At 54.4% G+C, this 20,192-nt stretch carries 14 protein-coding genes and 1 pseudogene; 8 read left to right on the top strand and 7 right to left on the bottom strand.

Translation table 11 applies throughout. The features are described from left to right. Positions 1-133 precede the first annotated feature (133 nt). The 3 genes from CJA_RS04160 to CJA_RS04170 all read left to right on the top strand — a co-directional run bounded on the left by CJA_RS04160 (position 134) and on the right by CJA_RS04170 (position 6,938). Positions 134-2,866 carry a TonB-dependent receptor gene (locus tag CJA_RS04160; RefSeq protein ID WP_041551067.1) on the top strand — a complete coding sequence of 911 codons (2,733 nt, stop codon included), beginning with the start codon at positions 134-136 and terminating at the stop codon, positions 2,864-2,866. A gap of 32 nt (positions 2,867-2,898) precedes the next feature. Continuing rightward, a complete protein-coding gene (locus tag CJA_RS04165; RefSeq protein ID WP_158304049.1) occupies positions 2,899-4,842 on the top strand; it encodes a phytase in 1,944 nt (647 codons plus the stop codon). 119 nt (positions 4,843-4,961) lie between these two features. After that, a complete protein-coding gene (locus tag CJA_RS04170; RefSeq protein WP_012486505.1) occupies positions 4,962-6,938 on the top strand; it encodes a PhoX family protein in 1,977 nt (658 codons plus the stop codon). A gap of 48 nt (positions 6,939-6,986) precedes the next feature. On the opposite strand, the gene CJA_RS04175 is transcribed toward CJA_RS04170, so the two are convergent. Both CJA_RS04175 and CJA_RS04180 read right to left on the bottom strand, forming a co-directional pair. Continuing rightward, positions 6,987-7,280: a hypothetical protein gene (locus tag CJA_RS04175; protein ID WP_012486506.1), complete on the bottom strand. Its 294-nt coding sequence runs from the start codon at positions 7,278-7,280 to the stop codon at positions 6,987-6,989. An 88-nt stretch (positions 7,281-7,368) separates the two neighbouring features. Further along, the gene (locus CJA_RS04180; RefSeq protein ID WP_012486507.1) at positions 7,369-7,959 is read right to left on the bottom strand and encodes a gluconokinase; all 591 of its coding nucleotides are present in this window, start codon (positions 7,957-7,959) and stop codon (positions 7,369-7,371) included. A 204-nt stretch (positions 7,960-8,163) separates the two neighbouring features. On the opposite strand from CJA_RS04180, the gene CJA_RS04185 reads away from it, so the two are divergent. The 3 genes from CJA_RS04185 (at position 8,164) to CJA_RS04195 (ending at position 13,391) form a co-directional block, all read left to right on the top strand. Further along, complete coding sequence (locus CJA_RS04185; RefSeq protein WP_012486508.1) at positions 8,164-9,201, top strand: LacI family DNA-binding transcriptional regulator; 1,038 nt, start codon at positions 8,164-8,166, stop codon at positions 9,199-9,201. A 27-nt stretch (positions 9,202-9,228) separates the two neighbouring features. Continuing rightward, the gene (locus CJA_RS04190) at positions 9,229-10,878 is read left to right on the top strand and encodes an MFS transporter (RefSeq protein WP_012486509.1); all 1,650 of its coding nucleotides are present in this window, start codon (positions 9,229-9,231) and stop codon (positions 10,876-10,878) included. A gap of 140 nt (positions 10,879-11,018) precedes the next feature. Then, positions 11,019-13,391: a GH36-type glycosyl hydrolase domain-containing protein gene (locus CJA_RS04195; protein ID WP_012486510.1), complete on the top strand. Its 2,373-nt coding sequence runs from the start codon at positions 11,019-11,021 to the stop codon at positions 13,389-13,391. 71 nt (positions 13,392-13,462) lie between these two features. On the opposite strand, the gene CJA_RS04200 is transcribed toward CJA_RS04195, so the two are convergent. The 3 genes and pseudogenes from CJA_RS04200 to rpsT all read right to left on the bottom strand — a co-directional run bounded on the left by CJA_RS04200 (position 13,463) and on the right by rpsT (position 15,139). After that, positions 13,463-13,804, bottom strand: coding sequence for a TFIIB-type zinc ribbon-containing protein (locus CJA_RS04200; RefSeq protein ID WP_012486511.1), 342 nt, complete (start codon positions 13,802-13,804; stop codon positions 13,463-13,465). 453 nt (positions 13,805-14,257) lie between these two features. After that, positions 14,258-14,512: pseudogene (maoP, locus tag CJA_RS19965) on the bottom strand (DUF413 domain-containing protein); the annotation flags it as partial. A gap of 360 nt (positions 14,513-14,872) precedes the next feature. Further along, positions 14,873-15,139: a 30S ribosomal protein S20 gene (gene rpsT / locus CJA_RS04210; protein WP_012486513.1), complete on the bottom strand. Its 267-nt coding sequence runs from the start codon at positions 15,137-15,139 to the stop codon at positions 14,873-14,875. 273 nt (positions 15,140-15,412) lie between these two features. Between rpsT and CJA_RS18550 the strand changes: the two genes are divergently transcribed. Next, on the top strand, positions 15,413-17,515 hold the full coding sequence (locus CJA_RS18550) for a serine/threonine-protein kinase (protein WP_012486515.1): 2,103 nt from the start codon (positions 15,413-15,415) through the stop codon (positions 17,513-17,515). 39 nt (positions 17,516-17,554) lie between these two features. After that, positions 17,555-18,235, top strand: a complete 681-nt coding sequence (locus tag CJA_RS04220; RefSeq protein WP_012486516.1) for a hypothetical protein — start codon at positions 17,555-17,557, stop codon at positions 18,233-18,235. 85 nt (positions 18,236-18,320) lie between these two features. Here CJA_RS04220 and murU read toward each other — a convergent pair whose 3' ends face one another. After that, the gene (murU, locus tag CJA_RS04225; protein WP_012486517.1) at positions 18,321-19,025 is read right to left on the bottom strand and encodes an N-acetylmuramate alpha-1-phosphate uridylyltransferase MurU; all 705 of its coding nucleotides are present in this window, start codon (positions 19,023-19,025) and stop codon (positions 18,321-18,323) included. Beyond that, positions 19,022-20,086, bottom strand: coding sequence for an aminoglycoside phosphotransferase family protein (locus tag CJA_RS04230; RefSeq protein WP_012486518.1), 1,065 nt, complete (start codon positions 20,084-20,086; stop codon positions 19,022-19,024). The genes murU and CJA_RS04230 overlap by 4 nt, the downstream gene beginning before the upstream one ends. Positions 20,087-20,192: the final 106 nt, after the last annotated feature.

Genomic DNA, 20,192 nt, shown 5'->3' on the forward strand with positions numbered 1-20,192 from the left:
GATGCCTATTTCCATTCATACAATGGCATTTATTGGCCACAGGCCATCAGGGGAGCTCGGGGTGAAACACACAAACAGAATGACGTCGCTGGAATCTGTACAAAAAAGACGGCAACCCGTCCGTATTCCTTTTATGAAAACCGCATTAGCCGTGGCACTTGCCTGTGCAGGTTTACCGGTACTGGCCGACGCACGCCTGCAAGGCTATGTCAGCGCCGGTGAACCGGCGATTGCATTGCAAGGGGCGCGGGTGCGTATCCTAGAATTGAATCGCGAAGCGGTCAGCCAACGCGATGGTCGTTTTATTTTTCTGGATGTAAAGCCGGGTACCTATACCCTGGTATCCAGTTACCTGGGTGCTGATGATGTGCAGGAACGCATCACCCTGGTTGACCACCAAACCCACCAGGTGAATTTTTCGCTCAAGGGCGTTTCCGGTGTGGTGGAAAATATTATTGTGATCGGCCAGGCTGCCGGTATTAACAAGGCGCTGAACAAACAGCGTAGTGCCGATAACCTGATTACCGTGGTATCTGCCGATGCTATTGGCCAGTTTCCGGATACCAACGTGTCTGAAGCACTGCAGCGCCTGCCCGGATTATCGGTGGAGCGCGACCAGGGTGAGGGTCGCTATGTGCGCGTGCGCGGTATGAGTCCGGATTTTAATGCGGTCACCATTAACGGCGTGGGGGTTCCCGGGCCGGATGCTGATCGTCGCGCGGTGGCATTGGATGTGATTCCCTCCGACCTGCTCGAAAACCTGGTGGTCACCAAAAGTGTGACACCGGATATGGATGCCAACTCACTGGGTGGCAGTATTGATGTGCAGAGTTTATCGGCGTTTGATCGCGATGGTTTTTTCTATCAGTTCACCGCCGAAGGCAGCTACGACGATAACACTGCACAAACCAGCCCCAAATTGGCGCTGACCACCAGCAAACGCTTTAGTGTTGGCAGTGGCAATGACAATCTGGGGATTGCGGCAGGCATCAGCCATTTTAAACGGGAGTTTGGCTCCGATAATGTGGAGACCGGCGGCGCCTGGGATTTTGGCGATGGACAAGATTTGCTGGAAGAAATGGAGCAGCGCGATTATCGCATTACACGCGAGCGCTCCGGTGTGGTCTTTAATCTGGATTATAAACCGGGCAACAGCACCCATCTCTATTGGCGCAACCTTTACAGCGAATACACCGACAAGGAAATTCGCCTGGGTACTGTGATTGAGTTTGATGAGCCGCTCGCGTCCGGTGAGCAGGGCATCGCAGAGGTTGCACGTGAACTGAAAGATCGCGCTGAAACCCAGAAAATTTTCTCCAGCGCCCTCGGCGGTAAAACCGATTTTGAACGCTGGTCAATCAATTATGGACTGGGCTATAGCAAATCCGGTGAAAACGAACCCGAGCATGTTGCCGGTGCGGTGTTTACCCTTGATGAAGGGGTAATTGCGGATGAGGTTTTCGAGCTGGGTTATCAGGGCAAACGCAATATCCGTGTGAATGCCCCGGCGGAATTTTACCAGGCGCAATCCTATCGTTTGGATGAAGTGGAACTGGCATCCAGTGATACCAATGATGAAAGCCTGAGCCTGCACCTGGATTTTACCCGCGAGCTGACCCTGGCTGATCATCCGGCGCAACTCAAGTTGGGCGTCAAGCGCGTGGAGCGCGAAAAAGATAATGATGCCAGTGTCTGGGTGAGCGAAGAGTTTATCGGCGATACCTCCCTAACCCAGTTTGCCGCTGGCCCGGTTGATTACCGGCTGGGTGAGTTTGGCCCACAAATCCGAGCGCGTGCGATAAAAGCAGTCCTCGACAATGTGGAAGAGGATGAACTGGAAAGCCGCATTGGTGATTTCGACATTACCGAGGATACCTCCGCCGCCTATGTCATGGGGCGTATCGATCTGGGCAACCTGCGTTTGCTTTCCGGTGTGCGCTATGAACAGACCGATTTTTCCGCACGGGGTTATGCCTACGATGGTGTAGCGGATGAAATGAATACACAAACCTTCAGCAATGATCACGACTACTGGCTACCTGCGCTGCATGTGCGCTACAGCTTCAGCGATAACACCCAGGTGCGCGCCGCCTGGACCAATACGGTTGTGCGCCCCGGCTTTGGCCAATTATCGCCCGGTCGTGTGCTGGAGGAGGATGACGGCGAGATAGAGGCCTCATTTGGCAATCCGGATTTAAAACCGCTGGAATCCAGTAACCTGGATCTTGGTATAGAACATTATCCCGGTGCGGCCAGTGTGATCTCTGCCTATGTGTTTTATAAGTCCATTGACCATTTTGCCTATCAAACCGATTTGGCCGGTAGCGCCGGTTATGAGGGTTTTGCCGAGGCCATGACCTTCGTGAATGGCAAGCGTGCGGAATTAACAGGAATCGAATTGGCTGCGTCGCGGCAATTCAGCAATTTGCCTGCGCCTTGGAATGGCTTATTAGTGGGGGGGAATGCCACCTGGGTTGATTCCACAGCGCGTATCGGCAGTAACGATGATGGCGAATGGAGCGAGCGCGATATTCCGCTGCCGAGCCAATCCGATGTATCGGCTAACCTGATGCTGGGGTATGAATCGGATCGCTGGAGTGCCAGGCTGTCGGCCAATTACAAGTCTGAATATTTGCTGGAAGTCCTTGACCCGCTGGATGTCGATTACGACACCTATGTGGATGAACAACTGCAACTGGATTTCTCCCTGCGTTATTTCGTCAGCGATAACATCAAGCTGCATGTTGAAGCCTTGAACCTGACCGATGAGGTTTATTACACCTGGGTTAAATCGCCGCGCTATAACGCGCAATACGAGGCCTATGGGCCGACCTATAAACTGGGTATTACGTTCATGAGTTTTTAATGTCACCCGTATTGTGGAGCAATGGTGAACCTATGTTGAAATCTGTTTTATGGGCCAGGTGGCATTACCTTGCCTGGATAGCGTTACTCCCGGTGTTGTTAGGCAGCAACCCGGGTCTGGCTGAAACGCGCCTGGGGCAGCCGTTCAGTGCCCGCCAGGCCTATATCATTCCCGCGCAGGACGGGTGGGGGAAAACACGCCTGGAAACCGGTGATGCACTGGTATGGCGCGATGCACAGGGCCAAATCCTGGCGCGACTCAACCAGGCCACGGAGTTGCTCGATGTGCGCCAGCGCGGTAGCGAGCTGTGGATTGCGGCTATGGCCTTGCCCGAGCAGCAACCGGCCCTTTATGTGCTCGATCGTGTTACGCGTGAACTGCGCGAGCAGGTACGTTTACCCCTGCCATCATTTAAACCGGAAAACCTGTGTTTGAGCCAGGATGCAAACCGGGCCTTGTCGATGTATTTGCTGGACGAGCGCGGTATGGCAGAGCATTGGTTGGTGGCCGATGGGGCAGGGCGCACCAAACCCGCCTTGATTCGCACCTTACCGATTCCGCCCAACAGCAAAGCCTGCAGTGTTGAAGATACGACCGAGCAATTATTTGTCGCTGAAGAAGCGGTGGGCATCTGGCGCTATTCCGCATCGGCAGAAGCGGCGCCTGGCCGCGTGCCGGTTAGCTTGAATAAACCGTTTGGTGAATTGCAGGGTATTGTCGATGCACTGGTTGCTATTCCCGGTGGTTTGCTGGCACTGGATGCAGAAACCTTGCAACTCCTGGTCTATCGTCAACAGGAAAAACACTGGGTACTGCAACAAGTAATTCCCGTGAGCGGTTTGCGTGAAGCGGAATTGTTGAGTGCTAGTTGGGAACCGGCGACACAACAATTACAGATTGTGGTGGGCGATAAAAAAACAGCGCAACAATACCCGTTAAATTTGCCCTGGTCCAGGGTGGAAAAAACAGCGGCTGCTGCCCATGGCCCAACGATTGTCAGCGTGATGCCGGAGGTGCAGACCCAGTCGGTAGCACGCTTTGGCGATGCAGCGGATGATCCTGCGATTTGGATTAATCAACGCAAGCCTCACCACAGTCGTGTACTGGGAACCAACAAGCAGCAGGGCTTACTGGTGTATGACCTGCAGGGGCGGGAACTGCAGCGCTTTGATACCGGACGTTTGAACAATGTGGATGTTCGCCAGGGCCTGCGCAAAGGCAACAAACCGGTGGATATCGCCATAGCAACCAACCGCGATGACAACAGCCTCAGCCTGTATGAAATCGATCCGCGCTCAGGCAAGTTGCACTTTGCGGCCAGCATTCCAACCAGCCTCAAGGAGATCTATGGGTTTTGCCTGTATCACTCGCCTGTCACAGGTGCGCTTTATGCTATCCCGAATGACAAGAGCGGTGAGTTCCAGCAAATCCGTATCAGCGCCCGGGCGGATGCGGCGCGCCAGTATCAATGGCAGGGGGAATTGGTTCGCCGGTTCTTCGTAAAAACCCAGCCGGAAGGTTGTGTGGCGGATGACCAGCGCCAGCGTTTATTTATCGGTGAGGAGGATGTCGGCATCTGGACCCTGGCTGCCGAGCCCTCTGCTTCGGGAGAATTGACCCGGGTAATGGCGGTGGGCGAACAGTTGGTAGCCGATGTGGAAGGCTTGGCCATTTACCAGCATGCAACCCATCCCTACCTGGTGGTATCCAGCCAGGGCAATAACAGCTATCTGGTGCTGGATGCCGTGGCTCCCTATACCTTGCGCGGTATTTTCCGTATCGCTATGGATATCGATAAAGGCATTGATGGTGTATCGGAAACCGATGGGCTTGAGGTCTTGTCGGTTAATGTTGGCAAGCCCTTCGAACAGGGAATTTTGGTGGTACAGGACGGCCATAATGTGATGCCCGAATCACCCCAAAACTTTAAATATGTCAGTTGGGAAAAAATTCGTGCGCAATTGATGTTGCCATGATGCAGTGGCTTGGATAGCCGTTAAAAACATTGATGCACGCAAGGCAGTAAGTTTGACGCGAGCCTGTCTCCGGATTGGGCTCGCGTATTTTTTATTGATCCCCGGACGAGAGGTAATCCATGTTCCATTCACCAACGCCTGCATTGACGCCCGATCCTGATGATATTCCGGTCAATCCCTCTACACAGCCCTGGCTGGATCGGGTTGCGGCCAATCGTCGCCAATTGTTAAAGGGCAGCCTTGGACTGGCGCTGGGCAGTTTTTTAGGCAGTTCCCTGGGGGGATGCAGCGGTGGAGGATTACCATCAAACCCTGGCAGGCGGGCATCACCGGTCATTGGTTTTCAATCGGTGCCATTACAACTGGCGGAGGATTTTGATCGCGTGGTAGTGGCGGAAGGCTATGAGGCAAAACCGTTTTTTTCCTGGGGCGACCCGGTGGTTGACGGTGCGGTGGCCTGGCGGGCGGATGGACAGAACACCTGGCAGGAGCAGCAATTGCAAGCCGGGCAAAACCATGACGGTATGGCGTTTTTCCCCTTTGCTGATGCACCCAATGATCACGGCTTATTGGTGATTAACCACGAATACACCAACGATACCCTTCATCCACAGGGGCCAACCCTGACTCGCTCAGCCGATGGCCGCTTGCTGCGTCCGGCTGATGAAGTGCGCAAGGAGCAAATGGCCCATGGTGTCAGTGTGATTGAAATCCGCCGCGATGCCCGCGGCGAATGGCAGCGCATTTTTCCATCGCGCTATAACCGTCGCCTGACCATGCATACCCCCATGCAACTGACCGGGCCGGTAGCGGGTACGGAATGGGTCAAGACGCGCGATGATCCAACGGGATTGCAGGTATTAGGTACCCTGAACAATTGCTCCATGGGCAAAACCCCCTGGGGGACTTATCTGGTGTGCGAGGAAAACTGGCATAACTATTTTGTGAATCGCAACACGCAGGATTGGCAGGCACGCACAAGCCACCGGCGCCATGGCATAGCGACAGGTGCCCACTCCAGTAAATATTGTTGGGAATCCGTTGATCCGCGCTTTGATGCAACCCCCCACCCCGATGAGCCACACCAGGGTTATGTGAACGAGCCGCACCGCTTTGGCTGGGTGGTAGAGTTTGACCCTTTCGATCCACTCGCCATTCCGCAAAAACGTACTGCACTGGGGCGCTATGCGCGTGAGTGCGCGACCCTGTCGCTGGCGCAAGATGGGCGTGTCGCCATCTACTCGGGCGACGATACGCGCGGTGAGTATATTTATAAATTTGTCACCGAAGCCGCATATCAACCGGCACAGCCACTAACGAATCGCCAGCTGCTGGATAATGGTACGCTCTATGTCGCGCGCTTTAACGAGGATGGCAGTGGCGATTGGTTGCCACTGGTACAAGGGCAGGGCGGATTAACTGTGCGCAATGGCTTTTTTACCCAGGCCGATGTGCTGGTCAACACCCGCGCCGCCGCCGATATCCTGGGGGCTACACCTATGGATCGCCCCGAGTGGGTTGCGGTGGATCCCCATTCGCGCGAAGTCTATGTCACCCTGACTAACAATATCGAGCGCGGCATCAAAACAGATCAACCGCTTAATGCGGCAAATCCACGCTGCGAAAACCACCATGGGCAAATCCTGCGCTGGCGTGAACAGGGCGATAATCCCACCGCTATCCAATTTACCTGGGAGATTTTTTTACTGGCCGGAAAAACCGATAGTCCCGAGGTGCCGCACAATGAGCGTGGCACTATTATTGGCGATGTATTTTCCAGTCCGGATGGGCTGTGGTTTGATGCCGATGGGCGACTGTGGATTGAAACGGATTTTGACGATGGCGAGGAACCTTACACCCGCATGGGCACCAATCAGTTGCTGTGTGCCAATACCGATACGCGTGAGGTAAAGCGTTTTCTGGTGGGGCCGAGGGGATGTGAAATTACCGGATTAACCGCTACGCCGGATGGCAAAACCCTGTGGTTGAATATCCAGCATCCGGGGCTAAGTTATCCCGCCAGCGATGGTAAAACCCGCCCGCGTTCAACCACCGTCGTTGTGACCAAGCGCGATGGCGGTGTTATTGGTTCATAAGCAAAAACCGCCGGCCGTCATTGACGGCCGGCGGCGAGGTGGAATGGATTATTGACCCTTGCGCGATTCGCGAATGTAAAAGCGCGCCTGCTTGGCCTGGTTAAAACAATTATCAAAATTTTCTACTGTCTGCATGGTGCGCGCGCCGGTAATCAGGCTAAGTGCTTTGGTATAGCTGACGGTGCCGCTAAAACCTTCTGCCTCGGCAATGGATAATTCGCTCCAGGCGGCGTCTACTTCCTGGGCGCAGGCTTCACGGAATTGGGTTTTGCCGGCGCAACCGGCCATGCCGGCGGCAAGGGCAGTGATCAATCCCAGACGAATAATAGTATTGCGGTTCATAACAGCCTCCGTAGCAATCCTGGTAAATGAATCCTGATAAATAATGCGGCGAGTTTGGCAGATGCCCTGACGCGGGACAATAGCGCCGTCAGGCTGAACAGGGCTTTAATTCTTCGTGCGGATATAGTTGGGTGATGATCCAGTCAATCGCTTGCGTCAGGATGGCTTCCGGCGATTGGCGCACATCAATCCGGTAGACATCTTTTTCATTGAGGGGGCACTCAAGGGATTCAAACTGGCTGCGCACCAGCCGTGGGTTGGCAAAGTGGCCGGTGCGATTGTTGACCCTATCCTGGATCGTTGCCTCATCCCCGTCGAGAAAAACCACCAGGGTTTTCAAACCCACATCGCGCAGTGCCTGGCGATGGGCCCGGCGCAATCCCGAAAACGCCAATACCGAGTGTTCGCCAGCACTGAGTGCCTGTTGCAGGTGGTGGCAAATATTGGAAACCCAGGGTAAACGCATCTCATCCGTTAGCGGTTCGCCCCTGGCCATACGCGCCTTGGCATCTTCGCTGTGGAAATCATCACCATCCAGGCAGCGATAGCCAAAATGGGCGGCAAGGCGTTGGGCAAGGGTAGTTTTACCACTGCCGGAAACGCCCATCACGATGAGCAGATGGGTATCGGCATCCGGGTTGGAGGCATGAGACGCAGGGGACGTGGCTTGAGTGTACATCGATAGATTCTTGGCAATGCCGTGTTTTGGCTATAAAAGCAGGCTAATAGCATAACGATTGATCAATGATAGCGCAATCATTTTGCCTGTGTTATGGTAAGAAAACAGGCTTTTATGGCCTCCAGGATGGAACAAGGCCCGCGACCACCGGGTTTTCCAGGAGCGAAACAGCAAACAAAAACCAATAACAACAGTGACATAACGATGAAAATGGCAAAAAAAGGTGTCGATAAGAAAGTCACCCTGGTCGATGTCGCCGCCATCGCAGGGGTTAGCGCTATTACCGTATCCCGGGTGATAAACCAGCCGGAAAAGGTGTCTGAAATCCTGCGCCAGCAGGTGCAAAAGGCGATTGACTCCCTGGGCTATATCCCTAACCAGTTCGCCAGTTCCCTGGCATCGGCCAAATCGCGGGTGGTCGGGGTTGCCATCCCCTCGCTGACCAACATCGTGTTTACCGATGTGCTGCGCGGTATCTATGACGTACTCGGCGCAACAGGTTACAAAGTGCTGATGGTGGATACCCATTACTCCGCACTCGAAGAAGAGAAAATGGTGCGCACCCTGCTGAGCCAGGCGCCGGAAGCGATGATTATTACCGGCGGCGGCCAAACCAAGGCCTGCCAGCAGCTACTGCAAAAAGCCCATATCCCCATTGTGCAGATCATGGAGCTGCTGGAAGAGCCCCTGGATATGAATATCGGCTTTTCCCATTGGCAGGCAGGCTACGACGTTGCCAAATACCTGTTAAGCCAGGGCTATAACCGCCCCGGCTTTATCGGCGCGCGTATGGACACCCGTGTGCAGCAGCGTCTGCGTGGTTATCGGGCGGGTTTGGAAGAAGCCGGTGTTTATCAGGATGCCTATATTGCTACCAGTCTCGATCCCTCTTCCATCGGCTTGGGGGGCCAGTTGTTCCGCCGCTTGATGAGTGCCAGTGGCGGCCATCTGGACGCTGTTTTTTGTGCGAACGACGACCTGGCATTAGGTGCGCTGTTCGAGTCTCAGCGCATGCATATTACGGTTCCGCACTCCCTCGCCATCTGCGGCTTTAACGATATTGAAGCGGCCACTTACGTGAATCCCTCGCTCACCAGTGTGTGGGTTGGACGTTATGAAATGGGCGTAAAAGCGGCCGAGATGATTCTCGACTGTATCAGCCATGGCAAAAAGCCGGCACAGAAAATGGTTGATATGGGCTACCAGATCAAAGAGCGGGATTCCACGCGCCAGCGTCGATAAACCATAACAATACGCAGAGGACACACCGTGACAGCGCAACAGACAACAACACCTGCCCGCAGCGATGATCGCCTTGCCCGACTCAGTTGGCGCGAACGTATCGGCTATGGTTTGGGGGATGCCGGGTTTAATTTTTATTGGGCAATCATCGGTTCCTACCTGGTGTTCTTTTACACCGATGTGTTTGGCATAGGCGCTGCCGCTGCCGCGACCATGGTCACTATCACCAAAATTATTGACGCAATTACAGACCCGATCATTGGCGGTATTGCCGATCGCACCAATACCCGCTGGGGAAAGTTTCGCCCCTACCTGATTTGGTGGGCCCTGCCCATGATGGGTGCGGGTATCCTCACCATGAGCACGCCCGACCTGGACGAGACGGGCAAGTTGATCTGGGCCTATGCGACCTACAGTTTGCTGATGCTGTGTTACACCCTGCTCAATATGCCCTACAACTCGCTGTCGGCCGTCCTGACTGCCAATACCCAGGAGCGCAATACCCTCAACAGCACCCGTTTCTTTTTCGCGTACTTCAGCAGCATTATCGTTGGTGCAGCCACCCCGGAACTGGCGGAATATTTTGGTGACGGCGATCGTTACAGTGCCAAGGGTTGGCAAATGACCATGGTGGTCTATGCGGTTATTGCGTCCTGTTTATTCGTGGTAACGTTTTTTTCCACGCGCGAGCGCATCCAACCGGCAGCTACCCAGGAAAAAAATAATCCGCTGCAGGATTTGAAAGATCTTTTTACCTGCCGTCCCTGGCTGGTGCTCTTTGTCCTGGCGATGGTGTTCATGGTAACCATGACCCTGCGCGGCAGTTCAGCGGCGTATTATTTTCGCTATTTTGTTGAGCGCCCCGATCTGCTGGGCAATTACATAGGTTTGCAAATGGCGGGTTTGATGGTGGGCGCCATGCTCGCCGCTACCGTGACCCAATATATTGATAAGCGCAAGCTGATGATGTTGTTAATGTGTGTTGTCGCTGTCTTATCTATTGTGTTTACGTTTGTCCCCAAACCGGATCGGCACGGCGTGGTGGATATTATCCACAATGATGCAGTGCAGCTGGATGCGCAAACATTATTGGGCAGTGAACCTGCGGAAGGTGATCGCTACCAGTGGCTGCGCCATGACAAGATTTTCTGGATTATCAAGGAGCGTGTGCCCCTGGCGGAAACCGGCCAGGTATTAACACTTGAAAATGCCAAAGGCCAGGTCATCAGTGTCGTGCGCACCCGTGCAGATGGTGCAACCTCGGACAGTGCAGAACTACCGAAGGAAATCCTGTGGATGTTTGCGCTGAATATCCTGATCAGCATTGCCCTGGGATTTAAACCGCCCATTACCTGGGCCATGTACGCCGATGTGGCAGATTACAACGAGTGGAAGAACGGCCGTCGCGCAACCGGGATGACGTTCGCCGCAACGACTTTTTCGCAAAAACTGGGCAGTGCGGGAGGTTCGGCGTTAATGCTCTCCGTATTGGCAGTGATGGGCTACCAGGCAGGACAAATGCAAGCGGGTGCATCACTGGATAGCATTGTGTATATGCAGACCCTGGTTCCCGGTATATTTGCATTACTGACGGCATTGTCGCTGATATTTTATAACCTGAGTGACGACAAACTTGAACAGTTGCAACAGGAGTTACAAACGCGCTATTCCTCGTAGCGCCCATGTGGTTCTCAAGGGCGTCACTGTGTCTATCCATAAACCCATATAGTTTTTATCCCTGATCCCGATGAGTTGGCGCCGCACTGCGGCGCTTTTGCTGTGTGTAATCAATAGAGTTGAACTGACAGGAAATCCCCATGGCCACTGCGTTATTGAATCCCGCTTTACAGGGTGAGCGTTATGAATTGCATAGTCCCACCGCTATGCCGCGCGCTGCCGGTTTTTTGTGGAACCAGCGGATGATGATCCAATCGACCTGTCGCGGCTACGCGGTTGCACAATTTATGCAGCCGGAGCCGGCCAAATATGCTTACGCGCCCAACCTGGAAGCTAAAACCTTTATGCAGCCGGAGCAGCCCTACTATGCGCATCATCCGGGGCGTTTTATTTACATCAAAGACGAAGACACCGGTGAAATTTTCTCGGCACCCTATGAGCCAGTGCGCGCACCCTACGAAAAATTCCTGTTTTCTGTTGGCAAGAGCGATCTGCGTTGGAGTCTGCAAGCACTGGGTATAGAAATTGAAATGACCCTGTTACTGCCTGTCGCGGATGTGGTGGAACTCTGGCAGGTGCGCATTACCAATCGCTCGGGCCGCGACCGTCGCTTGAGTGTCTATCCCTATTTTCCGGTGGGCTACATGTCCTGGATGAATCAGTCCGCAGAATACCGGGCTGACTTGGGCGGGGTGATAGCGAATTGTGTAACGCCTTATCAAAAAGTGGCTGACTATTTCAAACATAAGAATTTCAAGGATAAAACCTTCTTCCTCCACGAACAGCCCCCCGTTGCCTGGGAAACCAAACAGGAAACCTTTGAGGGGGAGGGCGGGTTGCACAACCCCTCAGCGCTGCAACAGGACATGCTGGCCAATGGCGATGCCCGCTATGAAACACCGGCTGCTATTGTGCAATACCGGCTGGAGCTGGCCGATCAGGCAGGGCAGGATTACCGGTTTATTTTTGGCCCTGCCTTTGATGAGGCAGAAATCCGGCACTTACGTAAAACCTATTTGCATGCTGATGGCTTTGCCAGGGCGTGCGCAGATTATGCCGCCTATATTGCCAGCGGCAGTGGTTGCCTGAAAATTGAAACCCCGGATGCGGAGTTGGATAACTTTGTAAACCATTGGCTGCCGCGCCAGGTGTTTTACCACGGTGATGTCAATCGCCTGACGACCGATCCGCAGACACGCAATTACCTGCAAGACAATATGGGAATGAGTTTTATTAAACCGGCGGTCACGCGCGCAGCCTTTATTCATGCGCTCAGCCAGCAGGAAAGTTCAGGGGCCATGCCCGATGGTGTTTTGCTGGTGGAAGGTGCAGAGCTGAAATACATCAACCAGATCCCCCATACGGATCATTGTGTCTGGCTGCCCGTATGCCTGAAAGCGTATCTGGATGAAACCAATGATTATGCGCTGTTGCAGGAAGTCGTACCCGGCCATGATGGAAAATCACTCAGTGTCTTTGCGCGGATTACGCTGGCGATGCGCTGGTTGTTACAGGCGCGCGATCATCGCGGACTGAGTTTTATCGCCCAGGGGGATTGGTGTGACCCCATGAATATGGTCGGTTACAAAGGCAAGGGCGTATCCGGTTGGCTCTCAGTCGCAACAGCCTATGCACTTAATCTCTGGGCGGAAGTGTGTGGCACCACAACACAAACAGAGTTACAGCAGGAATTTCTTGCCGGTGCCAGGGAAATAAATGCGGCGGTCAATCAATACCTGTGGGATGGCAACTGGTTTGGGCGCGGCATTACCGACGATGATGTGGTGTTTGGTATTAGCAAGGACAAGGAGGGGCGGATTTTCTTGAATCCGCAAAGCTGGGCAATTCTCGGCGGTGCTGCCGACGAGGGGCAGCGGCAAAAAATGATAGCGGCTATTGAGCAGCAATTGGAAACCCCCTATGGCGTTGCCATGCTCGCACCCGCTTATACGGCGATGCGCGATGATGTTGGACGTGTAACGCAAAAGCATCCGGGCTCGGCGGAAAATGGTTCGGTGTATAACCATGCGGCGGTATTTTATATTTACAGCCTGTTCTCTATTGCTGAGAAGGAGCGCGCGTATCGCCTGTTGCGACAAATGATTCCCGGTCCGGAGGAAGCGGATTATTTGCAGCGTGGACAATTGCCGGTGTATATCCCCAATTATTATCGCGGTGCCTATTACCAATATCCGCGTACCGCCGGCCGGTCCTCACAGTTGTTTAATACGGGTACAGTGTCCTGGGTCTATCGCTGTCTGGTCGAGGGGGTTTTCGGTTTGCAGGGATGTCATGAGGGGTTGCGTATTAATCCGCAACTGCCCTCGACATGGAATACTGCCAAAGCGGTGCGCGAATTTCGCGGCGCACGCTTTTTGGTAAATATAACGCGTGGTTTAGCCGATACTGTCCAGGTGTATTGCGACGGGATGTTGCTGCCGGATAATTGCGTGCGCCAGATTCAGGCTGGATGTGAATACTCGTTGGATGTATTACTGGCGCGGGATGATTAAGGATTTTGATTGGTAAATATAAAAAAGGCGTGCTTTAAGCACGCCTTTTTTATGGCGCTTATGCCATCTGTTTAAAAATCGAAAATTTCACTGAAGATCGATTTTTTGCGCGGCTTGCCATAGTGGCCATAGTCATGGTTCTTGTGATGGTAATCCGGGCGGCGCTCCTTGTAGTGGGGTTCGCGATATTCTCGCTCCCGGTATTGCTCCTGTTGGGGTTGATGTACAGCTTGTGGTGATGCCGCTGGAGCAGCTTCCGCCTGGGCGCGCTCAAGCAGCTTGTCGAGCTCTCCACGATCCAGCCACACCCCCCGACAGCGTGGGCAATAATCGATTTCAATACCGGATCGCTCACTGATGAGCAGGTGCGGGCGCTCGGGAGAGTCCTGGCAAGTTGGGTTGGGACAGTACATGGTGTCGATCTCCTGTGTCATGCGTTAATGGATGTTGCGAACATTTGTGATACGCAACGACCGGGCATGCGGAACCTTTGTCGTTGCGACAAAGGTCTCGTTCACAGAATCGTGTTGACTCTGCCTGCGGTGCCGGGGCTATTCAGCCCGTGATGACGACATCCACAGCGGGAACTACTCCCCTTCGATTAAAACGAATAATCGGGATACTGCTTAGTTAGCTTCAGTTTTCACTGTTTTTTTCGCCGGTGCTTTCTTGGCGGCTTCTTTTTTTACCTCGGTTTTAGCAGCAGCCGTTTTTTTGGCTGGCGCTACCTTCGGCTCTGCATTGGCCTTTGCCTTGGCTGCTCCAGTGGATGCTTTGGCCGTGTCTTCCTCGGTATTGGCTGGTTTGGCTGCTTTACTGGTTTTGGCCTTGCTGGTTTTTGCCGGAGCATTGGCTTGGTTAGCTTTAACGATATTCAGGTATTTAACCCAGGCTTGCTCGATGGGGCTTTTCGGTGCGCTTTGACTGGCGATTACCTTGAGGATGTGCTGGTCTTCCGGCGTTGGATCCGAAACTTCATCCATGCTCAGGGCATTGATCAGTACACCGTGCTTGCGTATCAGGCGCGCCTGTACATCGGATAAACCACCCTTTTCAAAGCCATTGGGGAAGTTGACACCGTCCTGGAACGTCTGCTTCAGATAATGCTCACGTGGCAACATAAAGAGTCTCCATTATTAGTATGCGCACTACCGATACTGCTCCTGCCATGGGGGAGGGGAATACCTCTATCCTGTGGCTGGCCAGTAACTGCCTTATATAAGAGTTTATTGTTCTAGGGCTGAAGGCCTGTTATTCAGGCTGCCCCAGCGCAAAATTGTTGCCGAAGATAATCGGTTTTCATGACAGTGTATAGCCTGGCTCGATCCCTGGTGGAATTTTTATACGCGACGGTCAAAATTTGGTCATTAAAAATGGCTGGGAGCCATGTTCAACGTCGTGCAGCAACGGCGCGAAGGGTGGCGACCGCCCATAAAAAAACCGGCAATTGCCGGTTTTTAGGAATCACGTGAGAGCAGTTATCAAGCGGCCATCGCTTTCAGCTTGGCGTTCAGGCGGCTCTTGTGACGGGCAGCCTTGTTCTTGTGGATCAGGCCTTTGTCAGCAATACGGTCGATAACAGCAACCGCGGAAACATAAGCCGCTTGGGCAGCAGCCTGGTCGCCAGTCTGGATAGCGCTCAGCACTTTCTTGAGGTAAGTACGCCCCATAGAGCGCATGCTGGCGTTGTGCTTGCGAGCTTTTTCATTTTGACGCGCGCGTTTTTTAGCTTGGGGTGTATTAGCCACCTTGGTGCTCCTGTATTTGAATCTGATAAGTAATAAAACGGTAAACCACGGGCAGCTTTGCCGCCAAAATCGGGTCTGGAATCAAGGACGCGACATTATGCCGCTTTAAAGTCGATTGTCAACCGTAACCTGGTCAGGCCTTATCCAGTTTTTAGTGGGGCAAAACCTTGGTATCTGTGCCGAATTGGACGCAAGCTGGTAGTATCCGTGCTTAAAACTTCCGCCCTTGAAACATTGAGTCTCTAATACGATCCGCCAATGGGGAGCCAGAGAGTGCCTGCGTCTGACGACAACGATAAAACCAACGACCGTCGCCTGAAGGATGTAGCTGCTGAAAGGCAGGTTGATAAGGCATTCCCGGCTTCCTCACAGGAGAAAAGCCCTGCTGTTGGCGATAGCGACTTTGGTGCCCCTACCCGGATTGCGCCGGGTGGCAGCGAGGCAAGCCGATCTGTACCTGCGGTTACACCGCCGGTTAAATCCCCGGGTGCGGCCGGGGACGGCCAGTTAACCCAATACAGTGTCCACCATAGCCATTCCGCCGGTTTTGCCCAGGCGCGGGAACTGGTCGCCCAATCCATGAGTAGCGGCATGCTGCTGAAAAAGCGTTTTTTGCTGGAAGAGGTTCTGGGTGAGGGGGGGATGGGGACAGTCTATAAGACCAAGGACCTGCGTAAGGTCGAGGCCGAAGACCCGAATCCCTATATTGCGACCAAGGTGCTGAACTCGGCTTTCAAGGATCACCCCGATGCCTTTGTGACCCTGCAGCAGGAGGCGGCAAAATCCCAGACCCTGGCCCACCCCAATATTGTTACCGTGCATGATTTTGACCGCGATGGTGACACCTTATATATGACGATGGAGCTGCTGGAGGGCGAACCCCTCGACAAGCTGCTCAAGGCGCGGCGTAACAAGGGCTTGCCCAAGCCGCAGGTATTAACCATCACCCGCGACCTGTGTGCGGCCTTGTCTTATGCCCACCAGCGTCAATTAATCCATGCCGATTTCAAGCCCGGCAATATCTATGTAACGCGTGATGGCCATGCCAAGGTACTGGATTTCGGCATCGCTCGCGCCGCTTCCAAGGAGTCGCAAAAGCACAAATTTGATGCGGGCCAACTGGGCGCCCTGACACCCGCCTATGCCACTATCGAAATGGTTAAGGATGAACCTATCAGTTATAGCGACGATGTGTATGCACTGGCCTGCGTGGTCTACGAAATGCTGACGGGGCGCCATCCCTACAATAATCGCTCGGCCCTGGAGGCCTGCCAGCAGAAACAGAAGCCGGCGCGTCCGGAGGTGCTGACTGCCCGTGAGTGGAAAGCCCTGAGCCATGCCCTGGCCTTGGAAAAGGCGGCGCGTACACCTGACATTCAGGCATTTGTGCGAGAGTTGTTCCCGCGCCGTGGCGCCATGCTGATGCGCGCTGCGTTGGGCGTTGCGGCTGTATCGCTGCTGGGAGCAGGTTGGTTTGGTTTCCAGCAGTACCAGGAGCAGCTTGATAATGCCCGGCTGGTAGCAGAAAAGCTGACGGCAGCGCAGCAGTGCTTTGCCCGTAGCGATTTTACCTGTGCGATTGAGCAGAGCCTGGTGGCGGTGAGCCTGGATCCGGAAAATACCGCGGCTGCGCAATTGCTCGATGCTGCCCAGCAGGCCAAACAGTATCGCGCCGACGAGGAAAAAGTCATTTCGCTCCTGGCAGAAGCTAACCGCTGCCTGAGTGAAGGGGATGCGACCTGTGTCCAGGTTAAGGCGCGCGATGTCCTGGCGCTGAGTGAAGACAACCTGGCCGCACGCACGTTATTGGATACGGCAACCCGGCAGTTGCAGCATCAGGCCATCGAGCAGCTGGTATTGCAGGCCGATAATTGCCTGGCGCAGGACGACCTGTCATGTGCCGAACTTTTTTCCGCTAAGGCCAAGGATATAGACGGGTCAAATCCTGCCAGTCTGGCGTTGACGCAGCGTGTCCAGGCGCGCCAGGAGGCATTGCGTGCGCAACAGGAGACGCGCGCGCAGCAGGTGCAGCGCGGTTTGGGGGAGGCCAATCAATGCTTTATGCGCAAGGATTACTTATGCACCCTGGCGGCGAGCGAAAAAGTGCTGGCCATAGAGCCTGCCAATACCCAGGCGATTGAGTTAAGGCAGTCCGCCAGCTTGGCCCGGCAACAGGCGCGTGAACTGGCGCAAAAAGTTGACAAGCTCCTGGTTGATGCCAATGCCTGTATGGAGAAAAAGAATTATTCTTGCGCCATTGCCAAGGCGGAGTCGGCGTTGGACCTGGCACCGGGGCATCGCCAGGCCCTGGCGCTAAAACAAAGCGCCCAGGAGACGCAGCGCAAGCTCAAGGAATCGGGATTTAACATTCAATAAGCCGCGACCACGCGGACCACACGTCAGGGTAGGTGTTTTATGCGCAAGTTATTGTTGGTCTTTACACTTTTCGCATTCGCAGCGGGACAGGTGCAGGCCTTTGACCTTAAGGATCTGGCCCGTAATATCGACCGCTCCTATAAATGCAAGAGCGGTGACCAATCCTGTAAAAACCGCGAGCGGCTCAAGGCGGTAGCGCGCGTTGCGGCGATTGCCGGCGCGGTGGCGCTGATTACCAAAATGGTTATTGACTATCGCTCCCAGCGCACATCGGGCGCGGACGAGGTGGCTGCCGAATACAAGGCACAAAATGCCCAGTTACCCCTGGAGCCGGTGGCAACCGAATACACCACCAAAACCCTGCCTGGCCCAGTGGTAGAGCCTGGAAAACCGGTGGTAATCCAGTCGGACATCGTGGTGGTTCCGGGTACCAAAAAGCAAAAAACGCTGATTGAAGAGCGTATTACCATCTATGACAACGAGGACAATACCAAGGCATTAAACAACCTGACCAAAGCGGTGAATGCCAAAACCAAAACCGGTGGCCGCTACCAGAATGAGTTTTCCTTTACCCTGCCGGAAGGTTTGCCCCAGGGGGTGTATCCCATCAAAACCCAGTTATTGCTGGATGGTAAGGTCGTCAGCGATGCCAGCAACGATATCCAACTGGTGATGCATGTGAATGAGCGCGGTGCCATGCAGGTGGTCGCTATGCGTTGATGGGGGTGGACACTATCAATACGACCAATAAACAGGCACTGGCATAGCGCTGGTATAAAAAGGCACCTTCGGGTGCCTTTTTACATTATCGCGATGTTGCTGTTGCCTGGAGCTGTTGTTCCAGTGCATGCAAACGCTCCGGTGTGCCTATATCACTCCATTGGCCTGTGTGGACCTCAGCGCTCAGTTGTCCGCGATCGATCGCATGGCGCAACACTTCGACCAGCGGGAATTTGTGGCGCCGATGTGGATAAGTGGCGATGAGTTCCGGACGTAGCAGACTGATCCCTGCAAAGGTGTAGCGCCATGGATGCTGCTGTTGCGGATCGGGCAGCAGGTATTGCTGTGCTCCCAGGGCAAAGTCTCCCCGGGGGTGAAAGTCCGGATTGGGGATCAGCAGCAAATGCCCCATCTGCGTTTCGCGCAGCCGGTGTTGGCTGAACTGGCGCAAATCCAGGTCGCACCAGACATCCCCGTTGATCAGGAGAAAAGGCGATTCGCCCAGCAGGGGTAATGCCTTGAGCAGGGCGCCGCCGGTTTCCAGGGGTTCGGGCTCTTCCGAGTAAATCACTTCCAGTCCATAGCGCTGTCCATCGCCGACATAGGCGCGGATTTTATCGCCCAGGTACGCCAGGTTGATAATGACCTGGGTGATGCCGGCGGCAGGTAGTTTTTCGAGGTGATAGTCGAGTAGCGGCTTGCCGCCCAGGGGCAGCATGGGTTTGGGCAGGTGGTTTGTCAGCGGGCGCATGCGCTGCCCCAGTCCCGCTGCCAGGATCATGGCCTTCATGCGGGTAGCCCGTTCGCCATTGGCACATCATCCCCGGCGGTTTGGTAATCGCTGTACCAGGGTTGCTGCCGGGCCAGGGGAAGTAGCTGGGTGTTAAACCAATCGGCAAAAGGATGCAGCTCCTGGTATTGCCCGGCGGTTTCCAGGGTGTAGCGAATCACCAGTGGCAAGTCCTGCAGGTAGCCCGGTTTGCCATCGCGCAGTTGCAGGCGGGCAAAAATGCCCAGCACCTTGATATGGCGCTGTAGGCCCATCCAGTCAAACCAGCGCAGGAATTGACGGCTATCAACCCCCACCAGCTTGTCGGCTTGGCTCAGCTCCAGGTAGTAGGCCAGGGCCCAGCGCTTTACCGTCTCCTGTGGCCAGCGCTTGTAGCAGTCCTTCAACAGGGATGCCAGGTCATAGGTCAAGGCACCCCAAAGCGCCCCCTGGAAGTCGATGATGCCCAGGCTGCCGTTATCGCGCAGGATCAGGTTGCGCGAGTGGTAGTCGCGATGTACTAGCACCTGTGGTTGTTCCAGGGCATTTTCCTCCAGGCGATTAAAGAGCTGGTTGAGCAACTGGCGTTCGGCGGCATCGGGGGAATAGCCAAGCAGGGCAGTGGCAAACCAATCGATAAAGATTTCCAGTTCGCGCCGCAACAGGGCGCGATCATAGCGGGGGATAAGCCCTGGCTGATCCGGACTGTCCTGCAATTGCTGCAGGTTACTCATGGCCAGGGCATAGAGCCAATCGGCATTGTCGGGGGTGAGTGCCCTGGAGAGCAGTTGATCGCCAAAGTCTTCTACCAGCAGGAATCCCTGGCTGGCATCTACCGCAACAATCTGCGGTGTTACCAGGCCCTGCTGGCGTAAATACTCAGCCAGGGCAACAAATTGGTGGGTATCTTCTGTCGCGGGCGGCGCATCTACCGCCAGCAGGGGTTGTTTGGCGGTATAGCGGAAATAGCGCCTGAAGCCTGCATCACTTCCCAACGGGTGCAATAGCGGCGGTTGGGGATGCCCGGGTTCTACCTGGGTAATCCAGTTTGCAAGTGCTAACTTTCGGTTGTCGCCGCTCATACCGGGTCCAGTCTATCGGGGAGAAGGCGGATTCTACTCCAGCGCGGGTGATGAATTCATTCCCTGAGTGCGCCGATTGCAGTAGAATCGCGGCAATTTTTTCGGT

The organism is Cellvibrio japonicus Ueda107 (assembly GCF_000019225.1).
In the GTDB taxonomy this organism is placed as follows: Bacteria; Pseudomonadota; Gammaproteobacteria; order Pseudomonadales; family Cellvibrionaceae; genus Cellvibrio; species Cellvibrio japonicus.